Raw genomic sequence first — 15,155 nt, 5'->3', positions numbered from 1 at the left:
CGGTTTCGTGTTCGATTCTGTGACCATGAACGCGCTGACGAGCGCGCTCGACGGCCTCGCGCAACGGCAGCGCGCGATCTCCGACAACATCGCCAACATCAACACCCCGAACTACCACGCCAAGCGCGTGCAGTTCGAAGAGGCGCTCGCCCGCTCGATCGACGCGGGTGATGGGAGGGTCGGGTCGACGGTCGGCACCTCTCTGGAGCCCACCCGCCTGAACGGCAACAACGTCAACCTCGACACCGAGACCCTTTCCAGCATCGACACGATGCTGCGATATCAGTTCGCCACGCAGGCCGTGAACGGCTCGTTCACGTCGATGCGCACCGCGATGAGGACCTCATGACCTTCGACGCGATCGGCATCGCCGGCACCGGCCTGACCGTGCACCGCAAATGGCTCGACGCCATCAGCGACAACATCGCCAACATCAACACGGCGACTCCCAGCAACGGCGCCGCGTTCCGGGCGCGGTACATCCTCGCCCAGACGAGCGACCAGTCCCCCGGCGTGTACGTCGCAGGCACCGCCCAGGGCAGCGCGCAGGGACGTCTGGTGCACCAGCCCGATCACCCGCTCGCGGACGCCGAGGGCTACGTGCGCTATCCCGACATCGACCTCGGCGACCAGATGAGCCAGCTGATCCTCGCCCAGCGCGGTTACCAGGCGAGCGCTGCCATCGTCGACCGCGCGCGCAACTCCTACGAATCCGCCCTGCAGATCGGACGCAGCTGATGGCCGCACTCCCCGGCATCGAAGCCATCTCCTCAGGTTTCACACTCGCCCCGCCCACCCCCGCGCCCTCCAAGGCCACCGACGACACGGCGTTCGCGAACAGTGTGACGGGCGCCATCGACGAGCTGCGGTCGCTGCAGTCCGAGTCGGACAAGCTCAAGGTCGCCGCGGTCACCGGAGACCTCGATGACATCCACTCGGCGATGATCGCGTCGTCGAGGGCCGCCGTCACCCTCGAACTCGTCGCCGCCGTGCGCAACAAGGGCGTCGACGCGTTCAACGAGATCATGCGGATGCAGGCCTGATGCCCCAGGCCGTCACCAACGTGTTCCAGCGGATCGGACGCGTGATCGCAGGGTTCACGCTCGCGCAGCGCACCATCGCCATCATCGGCGTCGCCGTGCTTGCCCTCGGGATCGTCGCTCTCTCCAGCTGGCTCAGCCGTCCGACCTACACCCCGCTGTTCTCCGGCATGAGCGCCTCCGACGCGAACGCCGTGGTCGAGCAGCTGCGGTCGTCGTCGGTGCCGTACGAACTGGCCGATGGCGGCGCGACGGTGCTCGTCCCGGAGAAGGATGTGTACGACCAGCGCCTGGCGGCGGCTTCCGCCGGCCTCCCCGGCGCGAGCTCGGGCGGTTACTCGCTGCTGGACAAGATGGGCGTCACGACCAGCGAGTTCCAGCAGTCCGTGACGTTCAAGCGCGCGATCGAGGGCGAACTCGCCGCCACCATCTCCTCCATCAAGGGCGTGACGGCCGCGTCGGTGCAGCTCGCGATCCCCGAGGAGAGCGTGTTCGTCTCCGAGAAGGTCGACCCCACGGCATCCGTGTTCGTGGAGACCTCCGGCAGCTCGACCCTCTCGCCGAAGCAGGTCGAGGCGATCGTGCATCTGACCTCCGCCGCGGTCAGCGGCATGAAGCCGGAGAACGTGGCCGTGGTGGACCAGAGCGGTCTGACCCTCTCGGCAGCGGGTGTCGGCACGACCGGCGGCATCGACCAGCAGGCCAGCGACTACGAAGCACGCGTGACCGCGAACGTGCAGCAGATGCTCGACACCGTCGTCGGCCCCGGCAACGCCAAGGTGACCGTGGTCGCCGAGATCGACCACTCCGTCAACGAGCGTGTCGAAGAGACCTACACACCCGCCGAGGGCGCTCCCCCGCTGACCGAGCAGACCAGGACCGACACGCAGAACGGCTCGAGCTCGAACGCCGGGGTGCTCGGCCCCGACAACATCGCCGTCCCCTCTGCCGGCGGCGACGGGACCTCCGAGTCGACCGAGACGTCGAGGACGAACGCGGTCAACAAGAGCACACAGAGCACGTCGACACCGGCCGGCTCGCTGCTGCGCCAATCGGTCTCCGTGGCCGTGGATGCGGGTGCCGGTGGGAATCTGAGCACCGCTCAGTTGAGCGATCTGGTCGAGACCGCGGCGGGGATCGACACCGACCGCGGCGACTCGGTCGCCGTCGAGCTCGTCGCGTTCAACCAGACGAGTTCCGAGGCGGCACAGGCGGCACTCCAGGCGGCGAAGGACGCGGAGGGCGCCGAGCGCCAGGCCGCCCTGCTGAACACCATCATCATCGCCGCTGCCATCGCCATCCCGCTGCTCGCCGGCCTCGCCGCACTCATCATGCGTGCCCGCCGGCGCCGCGGAGCCGATACCGAGTTCGACGAGCTCTTCGGCGCTCGTCCGCCCGCACTGTCCGCGCTCGACGCGGGCGCGACCGCCGCCATCGATCAGGCACCGACCACACCGCTCGCCTTCCTCGAGACGACGCCCGACCCCGAACCGGAGCCCGACCCCGAGCCCGAGCCCGCCCAGGTGAGCCTCGAGCGCCGCCGCGCGGAGATCGACTCCCTCACGCGGCAAGACCCGAAGCGCACGGCCGATCTGCTGCGGACCCTCATCGACGACAGGCAGCAGGTATGACCGGACTGACCGACCGGCAGACGGCGGCCGTCGTGCTGATGAACCTCGATCGTGCACAGGCGATCGAGGTGATGAAGCATCTGTCCGAAGCGGAGGCGGAGGCGGTCGCCGCAGAGATCATCGACCTGCAGAACCTGGACGCGGCGACCACCGCCCAGGCGCTCGGCCAGTTCCACCGCATCGCGTCGGGCCACCTGCCGCCCGCCCGAGGAGGACGCGACATCGCCGCGGGACTGCTGGAGGCGACGTTCGGGGCCGAACGCGCGGCCGCGGTGCTCGGCAGAGTGGGCTCATCCTCGATGAACTCCTCCTTCGAGTTCCTCGGATCCGCAGACCCCGCGCAGCTCGCCACGCTGCTCGACGGCGAACTGCCCCAGACCGTCGCCCTCGTGCTCGCGCATCTGCCGACCGACCGCGCCGCTGCCGTGCTGGCCGCACTCCCGGACCCGACGCGCACGGACGTCGCCCAAGCGATCGCGACCATGGGAACCGCATCGCAGGAGGCGATCGCCATCGTGGCCGACGCCCTCAAGGCGCGGACCGGCACGTTCGCGGCGCGCGACACCCCGGAAGTGCTCGGAGGCGTGGAGCCGCTCGTCGAGATCATCGCCCGTTCCGGTGCCACGGTCGAGAAAGCGCTGCTGGCCAGCATCGAGGACAGGGACAGCGCGCTGGCGGAGGACATCCGCTCGCGCATGTTCACGTTCGCCGACATCGTCAAGCTCGACGATCGCGACACCCAGCGCGTGCTGCGTGGCATGGACATCCGCTCGCTCGCCCTCGCGCTCAAGGGCGCACACCAGCCGATCGCCGACCTCATCCGTCGCAACGTCTCCGAGCGCAACAGGGAGAACCTCGACGAGGAGGCCCGCACGCTCGGCCCCGTGCGTGTCTCGCAGGTCGAGGAGGCCAGGGCGGAGATCGTCCGGACCATCCGCGCGCTCGAGGCCGCCGGCGACATCACCGTGCAGCGTGCCGACGAGGACGAGTATGTCTACTGAGGCCTTCGCACCGGTGATGTTCCCGCGTCTCGATGGACGCGAGAACGGCGAACAGTACGCACTCGCCCGCACTCGGGGGTACGCCGACGGGCATGCGGAGGGGTTCCGCGCCGGCCGCGCGGAGGCTGAGGCGGAGCAGCGCGCTGCAGCCGAGGCGCGGGCACAGCGAGACGCCGTCGAGGCGCAGCGCATCGAGAGCGCGGTCGCCGCCCTCCACGCCGCCGCACGATCCCTGGGCGACCGGGAAAGCGAGCTGACGGGTGCCGGAGAAGACCGGGTGATGCGCTGCGCGATCGAGCTCGCGGAACTGATCGTCGCCGGAGAGCTCTCCGAGGGCGGGACGTCGGCGATCGCCGCCATCCGGCGCGCGATGAGCGGCGTGGATCCCGAGGCGATCCGCGAGGTGCGCCTTCACCCGGACGACCTCGCGACGCTGCGGGCCTCCGCCGCGGAGCCGGCCGGGATCGACCTCGTCGCCGACGACACGCTGCGCCGAGGGGATGCCGTCGCGACACTGGCTCACGGGCGCATCGACGCCCGGATCGGGAGCGCGCTGGACCGTGCCCGTCGAGCGCTCGGGGAGCACAGCGCATGAGCGCCTGGGGCGCGGTGCTCGATGCGGCACGGCCCGAGCGCATCGGAGAGGTCTCCCAGGTGCGCGGACTCAGCGTGCAGGTGCGCGGCCTCGACGGCGCGGTCGGCGACGTCGTGACGCTCGACGGTGTCGATGCGGAGGTCGTCGCGATCGGTGAGAGCGGGCTGCGCTGCATGCCGCTCGCCCCCGTCACCGGCCTCACGGTCGGCGCTCCGGTGCGCGCCCGCGGCGGAGCCCTGCGCGTGCCGACCGGAACAGCGCTCCTCGGACGTGTCCTCGACGGTCTGGGCCGCCCGATCGATGGAAAGGGCCCGCTCACCGGTGCCGTGCCGGTGAGTCTCGACCATGCTCCGCCCTCCATCATGGGCCGCGACCGGATCGACTCCCCCCTTCCGCTCGGGGTGCGGACGCTCGACACGCTCGTCAGCGTCGGACGCGGTCAGCGCGTCGGTCTGTTCGCCGGCTCCGGTGTGGGGAAGTCGTCGCTGCTGTCCATGATCGCGCGCGGCACCGAAGCGGAGGTCACCGTGATCGCGCTGGTCGGCGAGCGCGGCCGCGAAGTGCGCGAGTTCATTGAAGACGACCTGGGACCGGAGGGTCTCGCCCGCTCCGTCGTGGTCGTCTCGACCTCTGACCAGCCCGCGATGGCACGCATCCGCGCCGCGTACACCGCCACCAGGATCGCCGAGGCCTTCCGCGACGACGGCGCGCACGCCATCCTCATGATGGACTCGCTCACCCGCGTGGCCATGGCCCAACGCGAGATCGGGCTCTCCGCCGGGGAACCTCCGGCCACGCGCGGCTATCCGCCGTCCACGTTCTCGCTCCTCGCCGGCCTGCTCGAACGCGCAGGCACGGACACCCGCGGCTCGATCACCGGCATCTACACGGTCCTCGTCGACGGCGACGACCACAACGAACCCATCGCCGACACGGTGCGGTCGATCCTCGACGGGCACGTCGTGCTCGATCGCGCTCTCGCCCTGTCGGGACACCACCCCGCGATCGATGTGCTCGGCTCGGTGTCGCGCGTCGCCGGCAAGATCACCGTTCCCGAGCGCAGAGCGCACGCCGCGACGCTCCGCGCCGTGCTGGCCGCCCGCCGTCGCGCCAACGACCTCATCGACATCGGCGCCTACCAGGCCGGAGCGGATGCCCGCATCGACGCCGCGATCGCCCACGAGAAGCAGATCAGCGCCTTCCTCACCCAGCCTCTCGACGAGACCAGCGAGATCGGCGAATCGTGGCGCCGCCTGGATGAGCTCGTGGCCGCGTTCGGAGGAGTCTCATGACGCGGTCGTTCTCGCTCGCCGGTCTGCTGCGGGTCAGGGAGATCCAGGAGCGCGCGGCCGCCCAGCGCCTCTCACGCGCCGTGATCGACGCGCAGCACACCGAGGCACGCGACCGGTCGCTGCGCGCCCACCTGTCCGGAGTCGGAAGCGAAGCCGTCGACGTCCGCTCCCTCGCCGCGCTCGCGGCCGCTCGGGTAGCCGGGCGGACTCTGCTGGTCGACCTGACCGCGCTGTCGGAGCTGCAGAACCAGACGGTCGACGAGGCGAGGACCGAACATGCCGAGGCGCGGAAGGCGATGCGCGGACTCGACCGGCTCGCCGAAGCGCACGCGCTGCGGATGCGGGCGGCCGAGCTGCACGCCGAGCAGACGGAGCTCGACGAGATCGGTTCACGCACGAGCACGAGCACGGAGGACCACGCATGACGTCTCTCGGCATCGTCGACATGCTCACTCCACGGGTGCACCGCGCGGCGGGCACACCCGCCGAAGCCCGGCAGTCCACGCCCGGGGCCGCGGCCTTCGCCGACGTCATCCTGGATGCCTCGCGCGCCTCCGATGACCGTGCGGACGACACGGCGGCAGGAGCACCGACGGACGAGTCCTCTGCCGACGCCGCGACCGCTGGTCCGTCCGCATCACCCGGAGCCGCCGTTCCGTCCACTCCTCCCGGTCAGACGCCTCCCGGTCCGACGCCGCCCGACTCCGCCCTGACCGGCTACGACCTGGTCAGCCCCGCTCCGCCCGCAGTCGTGTCCGGTTCCGTCGTGGCCGGTTCCGTCGTGGCCAGCCCGGCTGCGCCCGCAGGGGAGACCGCGGAGTCGGCTCCCGCACAGGAGACGGTGCCCGGCGTCGGCGGTTCGACCGGTGCATCGTCGCCGGCTCGCACCCCGGGCGGCGCCGTGTCGACGGGCGCCTTCGACGGCGATGCCGCGAGCGAAGGGCCGGGGCGCGTGATCGCGGTCGGGTCATCGTCATCCTCCACCGGCACGGTCGCGTCCGCCTCAGCCCTCGAGACCGGCCGCGCGCTGCTGTCGTCATCGCTCGGTGGACCACCGGCGACGAGCACGACGGCGGAGCCGACCGTGACCGTGTCTTCGAAGGCGGATGTGCACGCCTCGACGTCGGGCACTGCGGGGGCGACGCCCTCGACCTCGTCCCTCCCCGCGGGCGGAAAGCCGGCCACGGGTGCACCCGCCGATGCGACCACGAGCGCCGCGGCGGTCGTGGCAGCCGATCCGACCACCGAGTCGGCGGCCCCGATCACAGCAGCCGGCACCGCACCGGCGCCTCCCGTCTCGCCCGCGACGGGCGACGCATCCACCGCGACTCCGGCGATCGCCGGCACGGCACCGTCGACGCCCATGGCCGCAGCGGCGGCTCCGGCCGCTGCCGCCACCGTGCGTCCGACGCTGCTGCCTCAGATCGCGACCCCGGTCGTCGCACTCGCACAGGCCCCTGACGGCGAGCACAACCTCACCCTGACCGTGTCACCCGAGAACCTCGGTCCCGTGACGGTGCGTGCCCACATCGCCGGCGGTGCGATCCACATCGAACTGCACGCGCCGAACGACCTCGGCAGGGAGGCGCTGCGCGCCATCCTCGCCGATCTCCGTCGCGACCTCGCCGCTGCGGCACCGCATGCCTCACTCCTGCTGTCCGCCTCGGAAGACGGACCCACGTCCTCGACCGCCCAGAACTTCGGCGGCTCCCACGGCACGGCCGCCGGCTCCTCGCACGCCGGAGGGGCCGATCAGGGCAGGCCCGGAGCCGGAACGCCGAACGGTCGGGACGGGACGGCCGGAACAGCGCCGGGCAGCACCCCTCGGCCGGCACCGTCTACACCCGTCGACCCGAACTCACCCCTGGTCTCGCCGCACGGCGGCATCGACGTCTTCGCCTGATCCGAGAGGAACCCCCGCCCATGGTCGACCCGATCTCCGGCACCATCCCGCCCTCCGGCGTGCAGACCGGCAGCACCACGCCCCCGACCGAGCGGAAGAAGACGCTCGACTCCGAGGTCTTCCTGAAGCTGCTGGTGACGCAGCTGACCAATCAGGATCCCAGTTCACCCATGAACACCAACGAGATGATCTCGCAGACGACGCAGCTGGCCTCCATGGAGCAGCTGACCGCGCTGACGGCGACCTCGACCGAGAGCTTCGCGCTCAGCATGCGTCAGACCGCCGCCGCCCTGATCGGCCACGAGGCGCAGTACGTCGATGAGAAGGGCGTCACCCAGAAGGGCATCGTCACCTCGGTGTCCTACGCCGGCGCCGTGCCCCTCGTCACCATCGGCGAGGCCTCCATCCCCCTCGACGCCGTCTCCGGCGTCGCCCTCGCTCCCCGTCCGCAGTCCTGACCAGTCCCTCCAGAAAGGCATCACCATGCTCCGCTCTCTGTTCTCCGGAATCTCGGGTCTGCGTTCGCACCAGACCATGCTCGACGTCACGGGCAACAACATCGCCAACGTCAACACGACCGGCTTCAAGGCCTCGGCCGTGCAGTTCCAGGACTCGCTCTCCCAGCTCGTGCGCAACTCGATGATGCCCCAGCAGGCCGCCGGCGGTCAGAACCCCGCACAGGTCGGTCTCGGGGTGCAGGTCGCCGGGATCAGCACCAACTTCGCCTCCGGGGCGCCGCAGCCCACGGGCGTGCCGACCAACCTCATGATCGCGGGCGACGGGTTCTTCGTCGTCCGCTCGGGTGGCGAGACGCTCTACACCCGCAACGGTGGGTTCTCCTTCGACGCGAGCGGCAAGCTGGTCTCGGCCGACGGCGCCCTCGTGCAGGGCTGGACGGCACAGAACGGCGTCATCGTCCCCGGCCAGGGCATCGGCGACATCCGGCTCCCGGTCGGGGCCCTCAGCCCTGCGACGGCGACCACCACCGCGCGGGTCACGGGCAACCTGCCCTCGGGTGCCGCGGTCGGCGAGCAGCTGGTGCGCGACATCAAGACCTACGACGCCGAGGGCACGGCCACCTCGCTCCGCCTCACCTTCACCCGCACGGCCACGGGGTGGGACGTCACCGAGCCGGGAGGCACGACCACCGCCCTGGCGTTCACGGACGGCAAGCAGGCGGCTGCCTCCTCGATCGTCTCCGGCGGTGTCACGGTGGACCTCTCCGCGGTCACCGGTTTCGCCGACGTCAGCGACGTCGCCATCAAGGAGCAGAACGGCAAGCCGGCCGGCACCCTGAGCTCGTACGCGCTGATGAACGACGGCAGCCTCGTCGGCACCTTCAGCAACGGCGACACCGAGGTGCTCGCCCGTGTCGCCCTGGCCGGATTCGTCAACCCCGGCGGGCTCGAGAAGGCCGGCTCGTCCCAGTTCCGTCCGAGCGGCAACTCCGGAGAGCCGACGATCGGTCAGGCCGGATCCGACGGTCTTGGCGGCATCATCAGCGGTGCTCTCGAGATGTCGAACGTCGACCTGTCGCAGGAGTTCACCAACCTGATCGTCGCGCAGCGCGGCTTCCAGGCGAACGCCCGCATCATCACCACGAGCGACGAGGTGCTGCAGGAGCTCACGAACCTCAAGCGCTGAGTCGTCAGGAAGCCGCGGCGGCTTGTGGATTCACGAGCGTGCCGCGGCTCCCACCGACGTCAGACGAGTTCGCTCACCAGCTGGGCGATGCGGGCTCTGATGTCGTCGCGGATCGGACGCACCGCATCGATCCCCTGCCCGGCGGGGTCGTCGAGCTTCCAGTCCTCGTACCGCTTGCCGGGGAAGAACGGGCAGGCGTCGCCGCATCCCATGGTGATGACGACGTCGGAAGCCTGCACCGCTTCGGTCGTGAGCACTTTGGGCTGCTCGGCAGTGATGTCGATGCCGAGCTCGCTCATGGCTTCGACCGCGATCGGGTTGATCTGGTCGGCGGGCATGGAACCAGCGGAACGGACCTCGATACGGTCGCCGGCGATGTCGCGGAGAAATCCGGCCGCCATCTGGGAGCGTCCGGCGTTGTGGACACAGACGAAGAGGACGGACGGTCTGGGGGTCGTGTCGGTCATGGGTGCTCCTGGTGAGATGTGGTCAGTGGAGGAGTTCGTCGACGAGTACACGAACGCGTTCGGCGATGTCGTCGCGGATGGCTTCGACGCCTTCGCGCGAGGCGAGGGCAGGGTCGCCGACAGCCCAGTCGTCGTAGCGGACGCCGGGGATGATCGGACAGACGTCGCCGCAGCCCATCGTGATGACGACGTCTGCCGCGCGGACCGCGTCGTCGGTGAGTGGCTTCGGGAATCGCTCGGCAGCTCGGTCGCCTTCGATCTCGGCGAGGAGCGAGCGCACATGGGGATGGACGACGTCGGCGGGGGCGGAACCCGCAGAGCGTGCGATGACCTTCCCGGCGGCGAGCTGGTTGACGAGCGCGGCGGCGAGTTGGGACCGGCCGGCATTGGCGACGCAGACGAAGAGCACCTGCGGAACGGCCGAGTCGCGGTCTCGGATCAGGTCTGCGAGCCGTTGGCGGGCGAAGCGTTCGGTGAGAGGCACAAGAGCTGACGTGACGCGTGCCGTCCGCGCAAGCGCGGTGTAGGACTCTCGGACGGTCGTGAGAACGACGCGCGCGTCGAGTTCGGGAACCTCCGCTGCGAGCTCCTCGGCGAGACGGGTCACCCGCGCATCGAAGTCCGGCCGTGGTGGATCGTCATCGACGTTCCCGGGTGCGACGGAAGCCGGCGCGAAGGAGTCCAGCAAGGCCGTCACAGCGCTGCGCCGACTCGGGTTGATGCGATACCAGACCCACGTGCCACGCCGCTCGGAGGTGAGCACGTCGACGTCCTTGAGCACCTTCAGGTGGTGCGACACGGTGGGCTGGGACACGTCGGCGAGCGCGGCGAGATCGCACACGCAGGATTCTCCCCGCGGATCCGAGGCGATGGCCGACAGCATCCGCAAGCGCAGCGGATCCGACAGCGCCTTCAGCGTGGTCGCCACCGAGGACGCCGCCTCGGGTCCGATGGCATGAGTGGCGACGGGGCTGCAGGACTCACCTGCGGCGGTCAGCGTGACGTTCATGACTGCATCCTCTCAGCGGTGTACGGGTCCGTGTGGAACCAGCGGCGGGCCGCCCAGAGCGAGACGTACACGAGCCCGACAAGAACCGGGACCTCAATCAATGGACCGACGACGCCGGCCAGGGCCTGCCCTGACGTCGCCCCGAACGTGCCGATGGCGACGGCGATGGCGAGCTCGAAGTTGTTGCCGGCAGCCGTGAACGCCAGCGTCGACGAGCGCGCGTAGCCGAGTCCGAGCGCTCTACCCGCGAAGAGTCCGATGAACCACATGACGACGAAGTACGCCAGCAGCGGGAGGGCGATCCGGGCGACGTCCCACGGGCGGCTGGTGACCTGTTCCCCCTGGAGAGCGAACAGCAGCACGATGGTGAAGAGGAGACCGTAGAGGGCCCAGGGACCGATCTTCGGCAGGAAGCGGTCTTCATACCAGTCCCGTCCCTTCGCACGCTCTCCGATGAGGCGAGAGGCGAAGCCGGCGACCAGGGGGATGCCGAGGAAGACCAGGACGTTCAGTGCGATCTGCCAGACCGAGATGTCCAGTCCTTGCGAGTCGAGTCCCAGCCAGCCGGGGAGGACGGTCAGGTAGAACCATCCGAGGAGCGAGAACGCGACGACCTGGAAGACCGAGTTGATGGCGACCAGGACGGCGGCCGCTTCCCGGTCGCCGCAGGCGAGGTCGTTCCAGATGACGACCATGGCGATACAGCGCGCGAGCCCGACGATGATGAGTCCCGTGCGGTACTCGGGCAGATCGGGGAGGAACGCCCAGGCGAGGACGAACATCAGCGCGGGCCCGACGAGCCAGTTGAGCACCAGCGACGAGATGAGCAGTCTCTTGTCTGCGGTGACGGCGGCGATCCTGTCGTAGCGGACCTTCGCGAGGACCGGATACATCATCACCAGCAGACCGAGGGCGATGGGAACGGAGATTCCACCGACCTCGAGTCCCGCCACGAGGTCGGAGGCTCCGGGGATGAAGCGGCCGACGACGATACCGCCGACCATGGCCAGGCCGATCCACAGCGGCAGCCACCGGTCCAGGGTGGACAGACGCCGAGTGGCCGGTGCGTCAGTGGGTACGGTTGCGGTGCTCATGCGAGGAGCGCCTCCATCTTCTCGACGATGACGGGCTTCGGGTGGGCGCCGATGAGCGTGTCGACGCGGGTTCCGCCTGTGTAGAAGCCAAGGGTGGGGATCGAGGTGACGCCGACCGCGGTCACGGTCTCGACGTTCTGGTCCGCGTCGAGTTTGACGATCTTCACTCGCCCGTCGTACTCGGTGGCGAGGTCGTCCAGAATCGGGGCGAGCTGCTTGCAGGGCCCGCACCAGGTGGCCCAGATGTCGACGACGACGGGGATCTCCGAGTCGAGGACCTCTGCCTGGAAGGTGGCGTCAGTGATGGTGATGGGCGTGCTCATACGAGGGCCTCCCCTGCGGGGGCGTCAACCACGATGGGCGCAGGTTCGTCAAGCGCGGCCAGGTAGTGCTGGGCGTCCTGAGCCGCGGCACATCCCGTGACCGCTTCGACCTCCTCGGTGCCGGCGCCGGTGCCGGCGCCGGACCCGATGATCACGAGCTCAACTTCTTGTATCGACATGTGTCTATATTGACATTCATCGATGTTTAACGCAATCGCTGCGCGTGAAGTTCACCGTGAATCAGCCGACGGCGATGGGCCGCGCACCGATCTGCACGGTTGAAGGAGCAGCACAGCAGCTGCCTGCGTTGCCATCGAAGGCGCCGGCTCCCCCGCACACGCCGGTATCGGGGAGGACTAGCTCGCTGCGCCCTGCAGCCTCGTGATCCCCAACGAGATGCGCGGCGACACTCCGCACCTGCTCGAAGCCGGTCAACGCGAGGAAAGTCGGCGCCCGGCCGTAGGACTTCGCGCCGACGATGAAGAACCCCAGCTCCGGCTGCGCGAGCTCTCGCGCCCCCGTGGCACCCACAGATCCACAGGAGTGGATGTTCGGGTCGATCTCGGACGCGATGCCAGCGACCGCCTCGAGGGCGGGATCGAGATCGATCCGGAGCTCTCGCAGCATCTCCGTGTCCGGCCGAAAGCCCGTGAGTGCGAATACACGCCCGATACCCGCCACCTCGCTCCCGTCTTCGGCGACCACGGTCAGACCGTCAGCGGCTCGCCGGAACTCGGCGACACGGAATCCGGCCACCAGCTCCACGACACCCTCATCGACCATCCTGCGCGCGCGAGAGCCGAGCGCGGCCCGTTCGGGAAGTTCATCTCCGGCGCCACCTCCGAAGACGTTCGTCGCAGTCCCTCGGCGGAGCATCCACGTGATGCGGGTGCCGGGGGCCCGACGCGCCAATTCGCTCAGACGCAGAACAGTGTGCGCGGCGGAGTGCCCCGCACCCACGACGACGACGTGCGACCCCGCGAGCTCTGACACATCGGCCGGAATGCGGTACGAGATCAGATCGGATGCCGCGGCCTCCCCGAGGGCGGGATATCCATCCGCTCCCGCCGGATTCGGAAGAGCCCACGTGCCGCTCGCGTCGATGACAGCGCGAGCGAGAACTCGCGACTCCTGTCCGTCCGCGCTGACCGTATGCACGACGAAGGGCTGGCCCCTGCGCCCACCCTCGACGACCTTGTCACGGCCGTGACGAGCAACTCCGGTGACAGTCGTCGCGTAGTGGACCCGCTCACCCAAGGCGTTTGCCAGAGGCGCCAGGTAACCGTCGACCCATTCGGCGCCGGTCGGATATCCCGACACTGGTGCAGTCCAACCGGTCGCCTCAAGAAGACGACGTCCTGCAGCGTCAGTGAGCTCCGGCCAGGCCGAGAACAGGCGCACGTGTCCCCACTCGGAAACCGCGGCAGCAGGCCCCTCACCGCGCTCGACCACCATCACGTTCTCGTCGCGTTCGACAAGATGCGCCGCGGCGGCAAGGCCCTGCGGGCCCGCTCCGACGATGACGACAGGAAGCTCGGACATGACATCTCCTCACATTGACAACCTTCAATATGAAGACTGTCGCTCACCTATCGAAGATTGTCAATACGTGTCACACTGGACCCGTGAGCTTGCCAACGACCATCGAAGCGACCAGCTGTTGCGTTCCGCCCATCGCGCCCTCGATGACCGTCGAGGATGCAGAACGCGTTGCCCGGGTCTTCAAAGCGCTTGGTGACCCCACGCGCGTCCGACTGTTGTCGCTCATCGCCGCCGGAGCTGGCGGAGAAGCATGCATCTGCGACCTGACCGAGCCTGTGGGGCTCTCGCAGGGCACGGTGTCCCACCACATGAAACTGCTCGCGGAAGCGGGACTGGTCACGCGAGAACAGCGCGGCAAGTGGGCGTACTTCGCTCTGAACGTCGACGTGATGGATGCGGCGGCCGCTGCCCTCCACGCGGTCTGAGCACCTCGATCGTCAGAGCTCGCGGAGCTCCGAGGTCATCTCCCCGCCGGCGTCCCCCGTGTTGACGGTCCCCTTCGGCTCGAAGAGGATGGCGTGCACCTCTTCGTCGGCCCGCGGGCAGTGCTCCACGCCCTTCGGCACGACGAACACGTCGTTCGGTCCGAGCACGACATCGCGGTCGCGCAGCTGGATCGTCAGCTTCCCCTGCACAACCATGAAGAGCTCGTCCGTATCGGGGTGCGTGTGCCAGACGAACTCTCCGAGCAGCTTGACGACCTTGACGTCGTAGTCGTTGACACTCGTCAGCCGGTGCGGCTGCCAATGTTCGGTGATGGTCGCCAGCGCGGCATGCACGTTGCGGGCGTCGGGGTTCTCATTCACGTCGTCAGCCTAGGGGGCTCGAACGGCGTGGGCGGCGCGAGCCGAAGTCACGGAGGCCCCTTCCACATAGGTCACGGGTGCACAACCCCCTGGAGCTCGCCGCCCGACGGGTCGATCCTCGGGGGCATGGCACATCCAGACGACATCAAGCAACCGCTCGATCACCTCCCCCCGCTCGAAGAGCGCGACAAGGCGATCGAGATCGAAGAGCCGAGCTATCCGACCTCCGAGGCGCCGACGAGTTCCGCCCACGCCTCTCCGGAGACCGCGGCCGAACCAGGCAAGCCGAATCGTCACGGAGTGGACAAGCTCCCGCCCGGTCCCAGCTGAGCCGAGCACCCCGCGATCTCCCGCTACTGTCGTATCCGGGAGATCGGAGCCGGAGATGAACGCCCTCGACGCCGTCGGCACGATCGCCGAGGTCCTGTCCTGGATCGGTCTCGGCCTCGGCCTCCCGTTGCTCGTCATCGTGTTCCTGGTGAAGATGCACGACGGCTCCTGGCTACCGCACGAGGTCTTCATCCTCGAGGACGAGCACGGCCGGGCACTAGCCCGGTGGTTCACCGCGGGTGACTTCCGGGAACGCCCGCTCCGCGCCGAGGAGTCCATCCACTGGCACGGACGCGAGGAGGTCGATGCGTTCGTCAGCGAACACCACCCCGGTCTGATGCGGTTCGAACCCCGCCGTCCGCTGCTCCACGCGTTCCAGGTGCTCGGGATCACGCTCACCGCCGTCGGAGCGGGCGCCGTCATCCTGTCCGTCGTCCTCCTGTTCGTCGGCTGAGGCACGGAGTCTCTACACAGCGTT

General features: G+C 69.2%; 21 protein-coding genes. 14 read left to right on the top strand and 7 right to left on the bottom strand.

Going from position 1 to position 15,155, the window contains the following annotated elements; genetic code table 11:
• The first annotated feature begins 7 nt into the window (after positions 1-7).
• Genes RN51_RS09040 through RN51_RS08985 form a run of 11 tightly spaced genes read left to right on the top strand, consistent with a single transcriptional unit; the run spans position 8 to position 9,106 of the window.
• Positions 8-349 carry a flagellar basal body rod protein FlgB gene (locus RN51_RS09040; protein ID WP_045263805.1) on the top strand — a complete coding sequence of 114 codons (342 nt, stop codon included), beginning with the start codon at positions 8-10 and terminating at the stop codon, positions 347-349.
• Positions 346-738 carry a flagellar basal body rod protein FlgC gene (locus RN51_RS09035; RefSeq protein ID WP_045263719.1) on the top strand — a complete coding sequence of 131 codons (393 nt, stop codon included), beginning with the start codon at positions 346-348 and terminating at the stop codon, positions 736-738. Before RN51_RS09040 ends, RN51_RS09035 begins: the two co-directional genes overlap by 4 nt.
• The gene (gene fliE, locus RN51_RS09030) at positions 738-1,043 is read left to right on the top strand and encodes a flagellar hook-basal body complex protein FliE (protein WP_045263718.1); all 306 of its coding nucleotides are present in this window, start codon (positions 738-740) and stop codon (positions 1,041-1,043) included. The genes RN51_RS09035 and fliE overlap by 1 nt, the downstream gene beginning before the upstream one ends.
• Entirely contained in the window at positions 1,043-2,671 is a 1,629-nt protein-coding gene (gene fliF, locus RN51_RS09025; RefSeq protein WP_045263717.1) for a flagellar basal-body MS-ring/collar protein FliF, read from the top strand. Before fliE ends, fliF begins: the two co-directional genes overlap by 1 nt.
• Positions 2,668-3,672 (top strand): flagellar motor switch protein FliG, encoded by a 1,005-nt coding sequence (gene fliG / locus RN51_RS09020; RefSeq protein WP_045263716.1) that lies wholly within the window; start codon positions 2,668-2,670, stop codon positions 3,670-3,672. The genes fliF and fliG overlap by 4 nt, the downstream gene beginning before the upstream one ends.
• Positions 3,662-4,267, top strand: a complete 606-nt coding sequence (locus tag RN51_RS09015; protein ID WP_082066531.1) for a FliH/SctL family protein — start codon at positions 3,662-3,664, stop codon at positions 4,265-4,267. Before fliG ends, RN51_RS09015 begins: the two co-directional genes overlap by 11 nt.
• Positions 4,264-5,559 (top strand): FliI/YscN family ATPase, encoded by a 1,296-nt coding sequence (locus RN51_RS09010; protein WP_045263714.1) that lies wholly within the window; start codon positions 4,264-4,266, stop codon positions 5,557-5,559. Before RN51_RS09015 ends, RN51_RS09010 begins: the two co-directional genes overlap by 4 nt.
• Complete coding sequence (locus RN51_RS09005; protein ID WP_045263713.1) at positions 5,556-5,984, top strand: hypothetical protein; 429 nt, start codon at positions 5,556-5,558, stop codon at positions 5,982-5,984. Before RN51_RS09010 ends, RN51_RS09005 begins: the two co-directional genes overlap by 4 nt.
• The gene (locus RN51_RS18415) at positions 5,981-7,462 is read left to right on the top strand and encodes a flagellar hook-length control protein FliK (protein WP_052674659.1); all 1,482 of its coding nucleotides are present in this window, start codon (positions 5,981-5,983) and stop codon (positions 7,460-7,462) included. Before RN51_RS09005 ends, RN51_RS18415 begins: the two co-directional genes overlap by 4 nt.
• Positions 7,463-7,482: 20 nt before the next feature.
• Positions 7,483-7,920 carry a flagellar hook assembly protein FlgD gene (locus RN51_RS08990; protein WP_045263711.1) on the top strand — a complete coding sequence of 146 codons (438 nt, stop codon included), beginning with the start codon at positions 7,483-7,485 and terminating at the stop codon, positions 7,918-7,920.
• A 25-nt stretch (positions 7,921-7,945) separates the two neighbouring features.
• Entirely contained in the window at positions 7,946-9,106 is a 1,161-nt protein-coding gene (locus tag RN51_RS08985; protein ID WP_045263710.1) for a flagellar hook protein FlgE, read from the top strand.
• 59 nt (positions 9,107-9,165) lie between these two features.
• On the opposite strand, the gene RN51_RS08980 is transcribed toward RN51_RS08985, so the two are convergent.
• The 6 genes from RN51_RS08980 to RN51_RS08955 form a co-directional block, all read right to left on the bottom strand.
• Positions 9,166-9,573 carry an arsenate reductase ArsC gene (locus tag RN51_RS08980; RefSeq protein WP_045263709.1) on the bottom strand — a complete coding sequence of 136 codons (408 nt, stop codon included), beginning with the start codon at positions 9,571-9,573 and terminating at the stop codon, positions 9,166-9,168.
• Positions 9,574-9,595: 22 nt separating this feature from the next.
• Positions 9,596-10,582 carry a metalloregulator ArsR/SmtB family transcription factor gene (locus RN51_RS08975; protein ID WP_045263708.1) on the bottom strand — a complete coding sequence of 329 codons (987 nt, stop codon included), beginning with the start codon at positions 10,580-10,582 and terminating at the stop codon, positions 9,596-9,598.
• Positions 10,579-11,676 (bottom strand): ACR3 family arsenite efflux transporter, encoded by a 1,098-nt coding sequence (gene arsB, locus RN51_RS08970; protein WP_045263707.1) that lies wholly within the window; start codon positions 11,674-11,676, stop codon positions 10,579-10,581. The genes RN51_RS08975 and arsB overlap by 4 nt, the downstream gene beginning before the upstream one ends.
• Positions 11,673-11,999, bottom strand: coding sequence for a thioredoxin (gene trxA / locus RN51_RS08965; RefSeq protein ID WP_045263706.1), 327 nt, complete (start codon positions 11,997-11,999; stop codon positions 11,673-11,675). Before trxA ends, arsB begins: the two co-directional genes overlap by 4 nt.
• Positions 11,996-12,154: a hypothetical protein gene (locus RN51_RS08960; RefSeq protein ID WP_197073220.1), complete on the bottom strand. Its 159-nt coding sequence runs from the start codon at positions 12,152-12,154 to the stop codon at positions 11,996-11,998. Before RN51_RS08960 ends, trxA begins: the two co-directional genes overlap by 4 nt.
• A gap of 85 nt (positions 12,155-12,239) precedes the next feature.
• Positions 12,240-13,541 carry an NAD(P)-binding domain-containing protein gene (locus RN51_RS08955; RefSeq protein WP_045263704.1) on the bottom strand — a complete coding sequence of 434 codons (1,302 nt, stop codon included), beginning with the start codon at positions 13,539-13,541 and terminating at the stop codon, positions 12,240-12,242.
• Between the two features lie 83 nt (positions 13,542-13,624).
• Between RN51_RS08955 and RN51_RS08950 the strand changes: the two genes are divergently transcribed.
• Complete coding sequence (locus RN51_RS08950; protein WP_269430490.1) at positions 13,625-13,966, top strand: ArsR/SmtB family transcription factor; 342 nt, start codon at positions 13,625-13,627, stop codon at positions 13,964-13,966.
• A 12-nt stretch (positions 13,967-13,978) separates the two neighbouring features.
• Here the strand turns inward: RN51_RS08950 and RN51_RS08945 are convergent, their stop codons facing one another.
• Positions 13,979-14,347 (bottom strand): cupin domain-containing protein, encoded by a 369-nt coding sequence (locus RN51_RS08945; RefSeq protein ID WP_045263702.1) that lies wholly within the window; start codon positions 14,345-14,347, stop codon positions 13,979-13,981.
• 126 nt (positions 14,348-14,473) lie between these two features.
• On the opposite strand from RN51_RS08945, the gene RN51_RS08940 reads away from it, so the two are divergent.
• Complete coding sequence (locus tag RN51_RS08940) at positions 14,474-14,677, top strand: hypothetical protein (RefSeq protein WP_045263701.1); 204 nt, start codon at positions 14,474-14,476, stop codon at positions 14,675-14,677.
• Positions 14,678-14,732: 55 nt separating this feature from the next.
• Complete coding sequence (locus RN51_RS18000) at positions 14,733-15,131, top strand: hypothetical protein (protein ID WP_052674658.1); 399 nt, start codon at positions 14,733-14,735, stop codon at positions 15,129-15,131.
• Positions 15,132-15,155 lie beyond the last annotated feature (24 nt).

The organism is Microbacterium oxydans (assembly GCF_000956405.1).
GTDB classification, from domain to species: Bacteria; Actinomycetota; Actinomycetes; order Actinomycetales; family Microbacteriaceae; genus Microbacterium; species Microbacterium oxydans_C.
The sequence above is the reverse complement of the archived record's forward strand: the minus strand, read 5'-3'. Positions and strand labels throughout refer to the sequence as shown.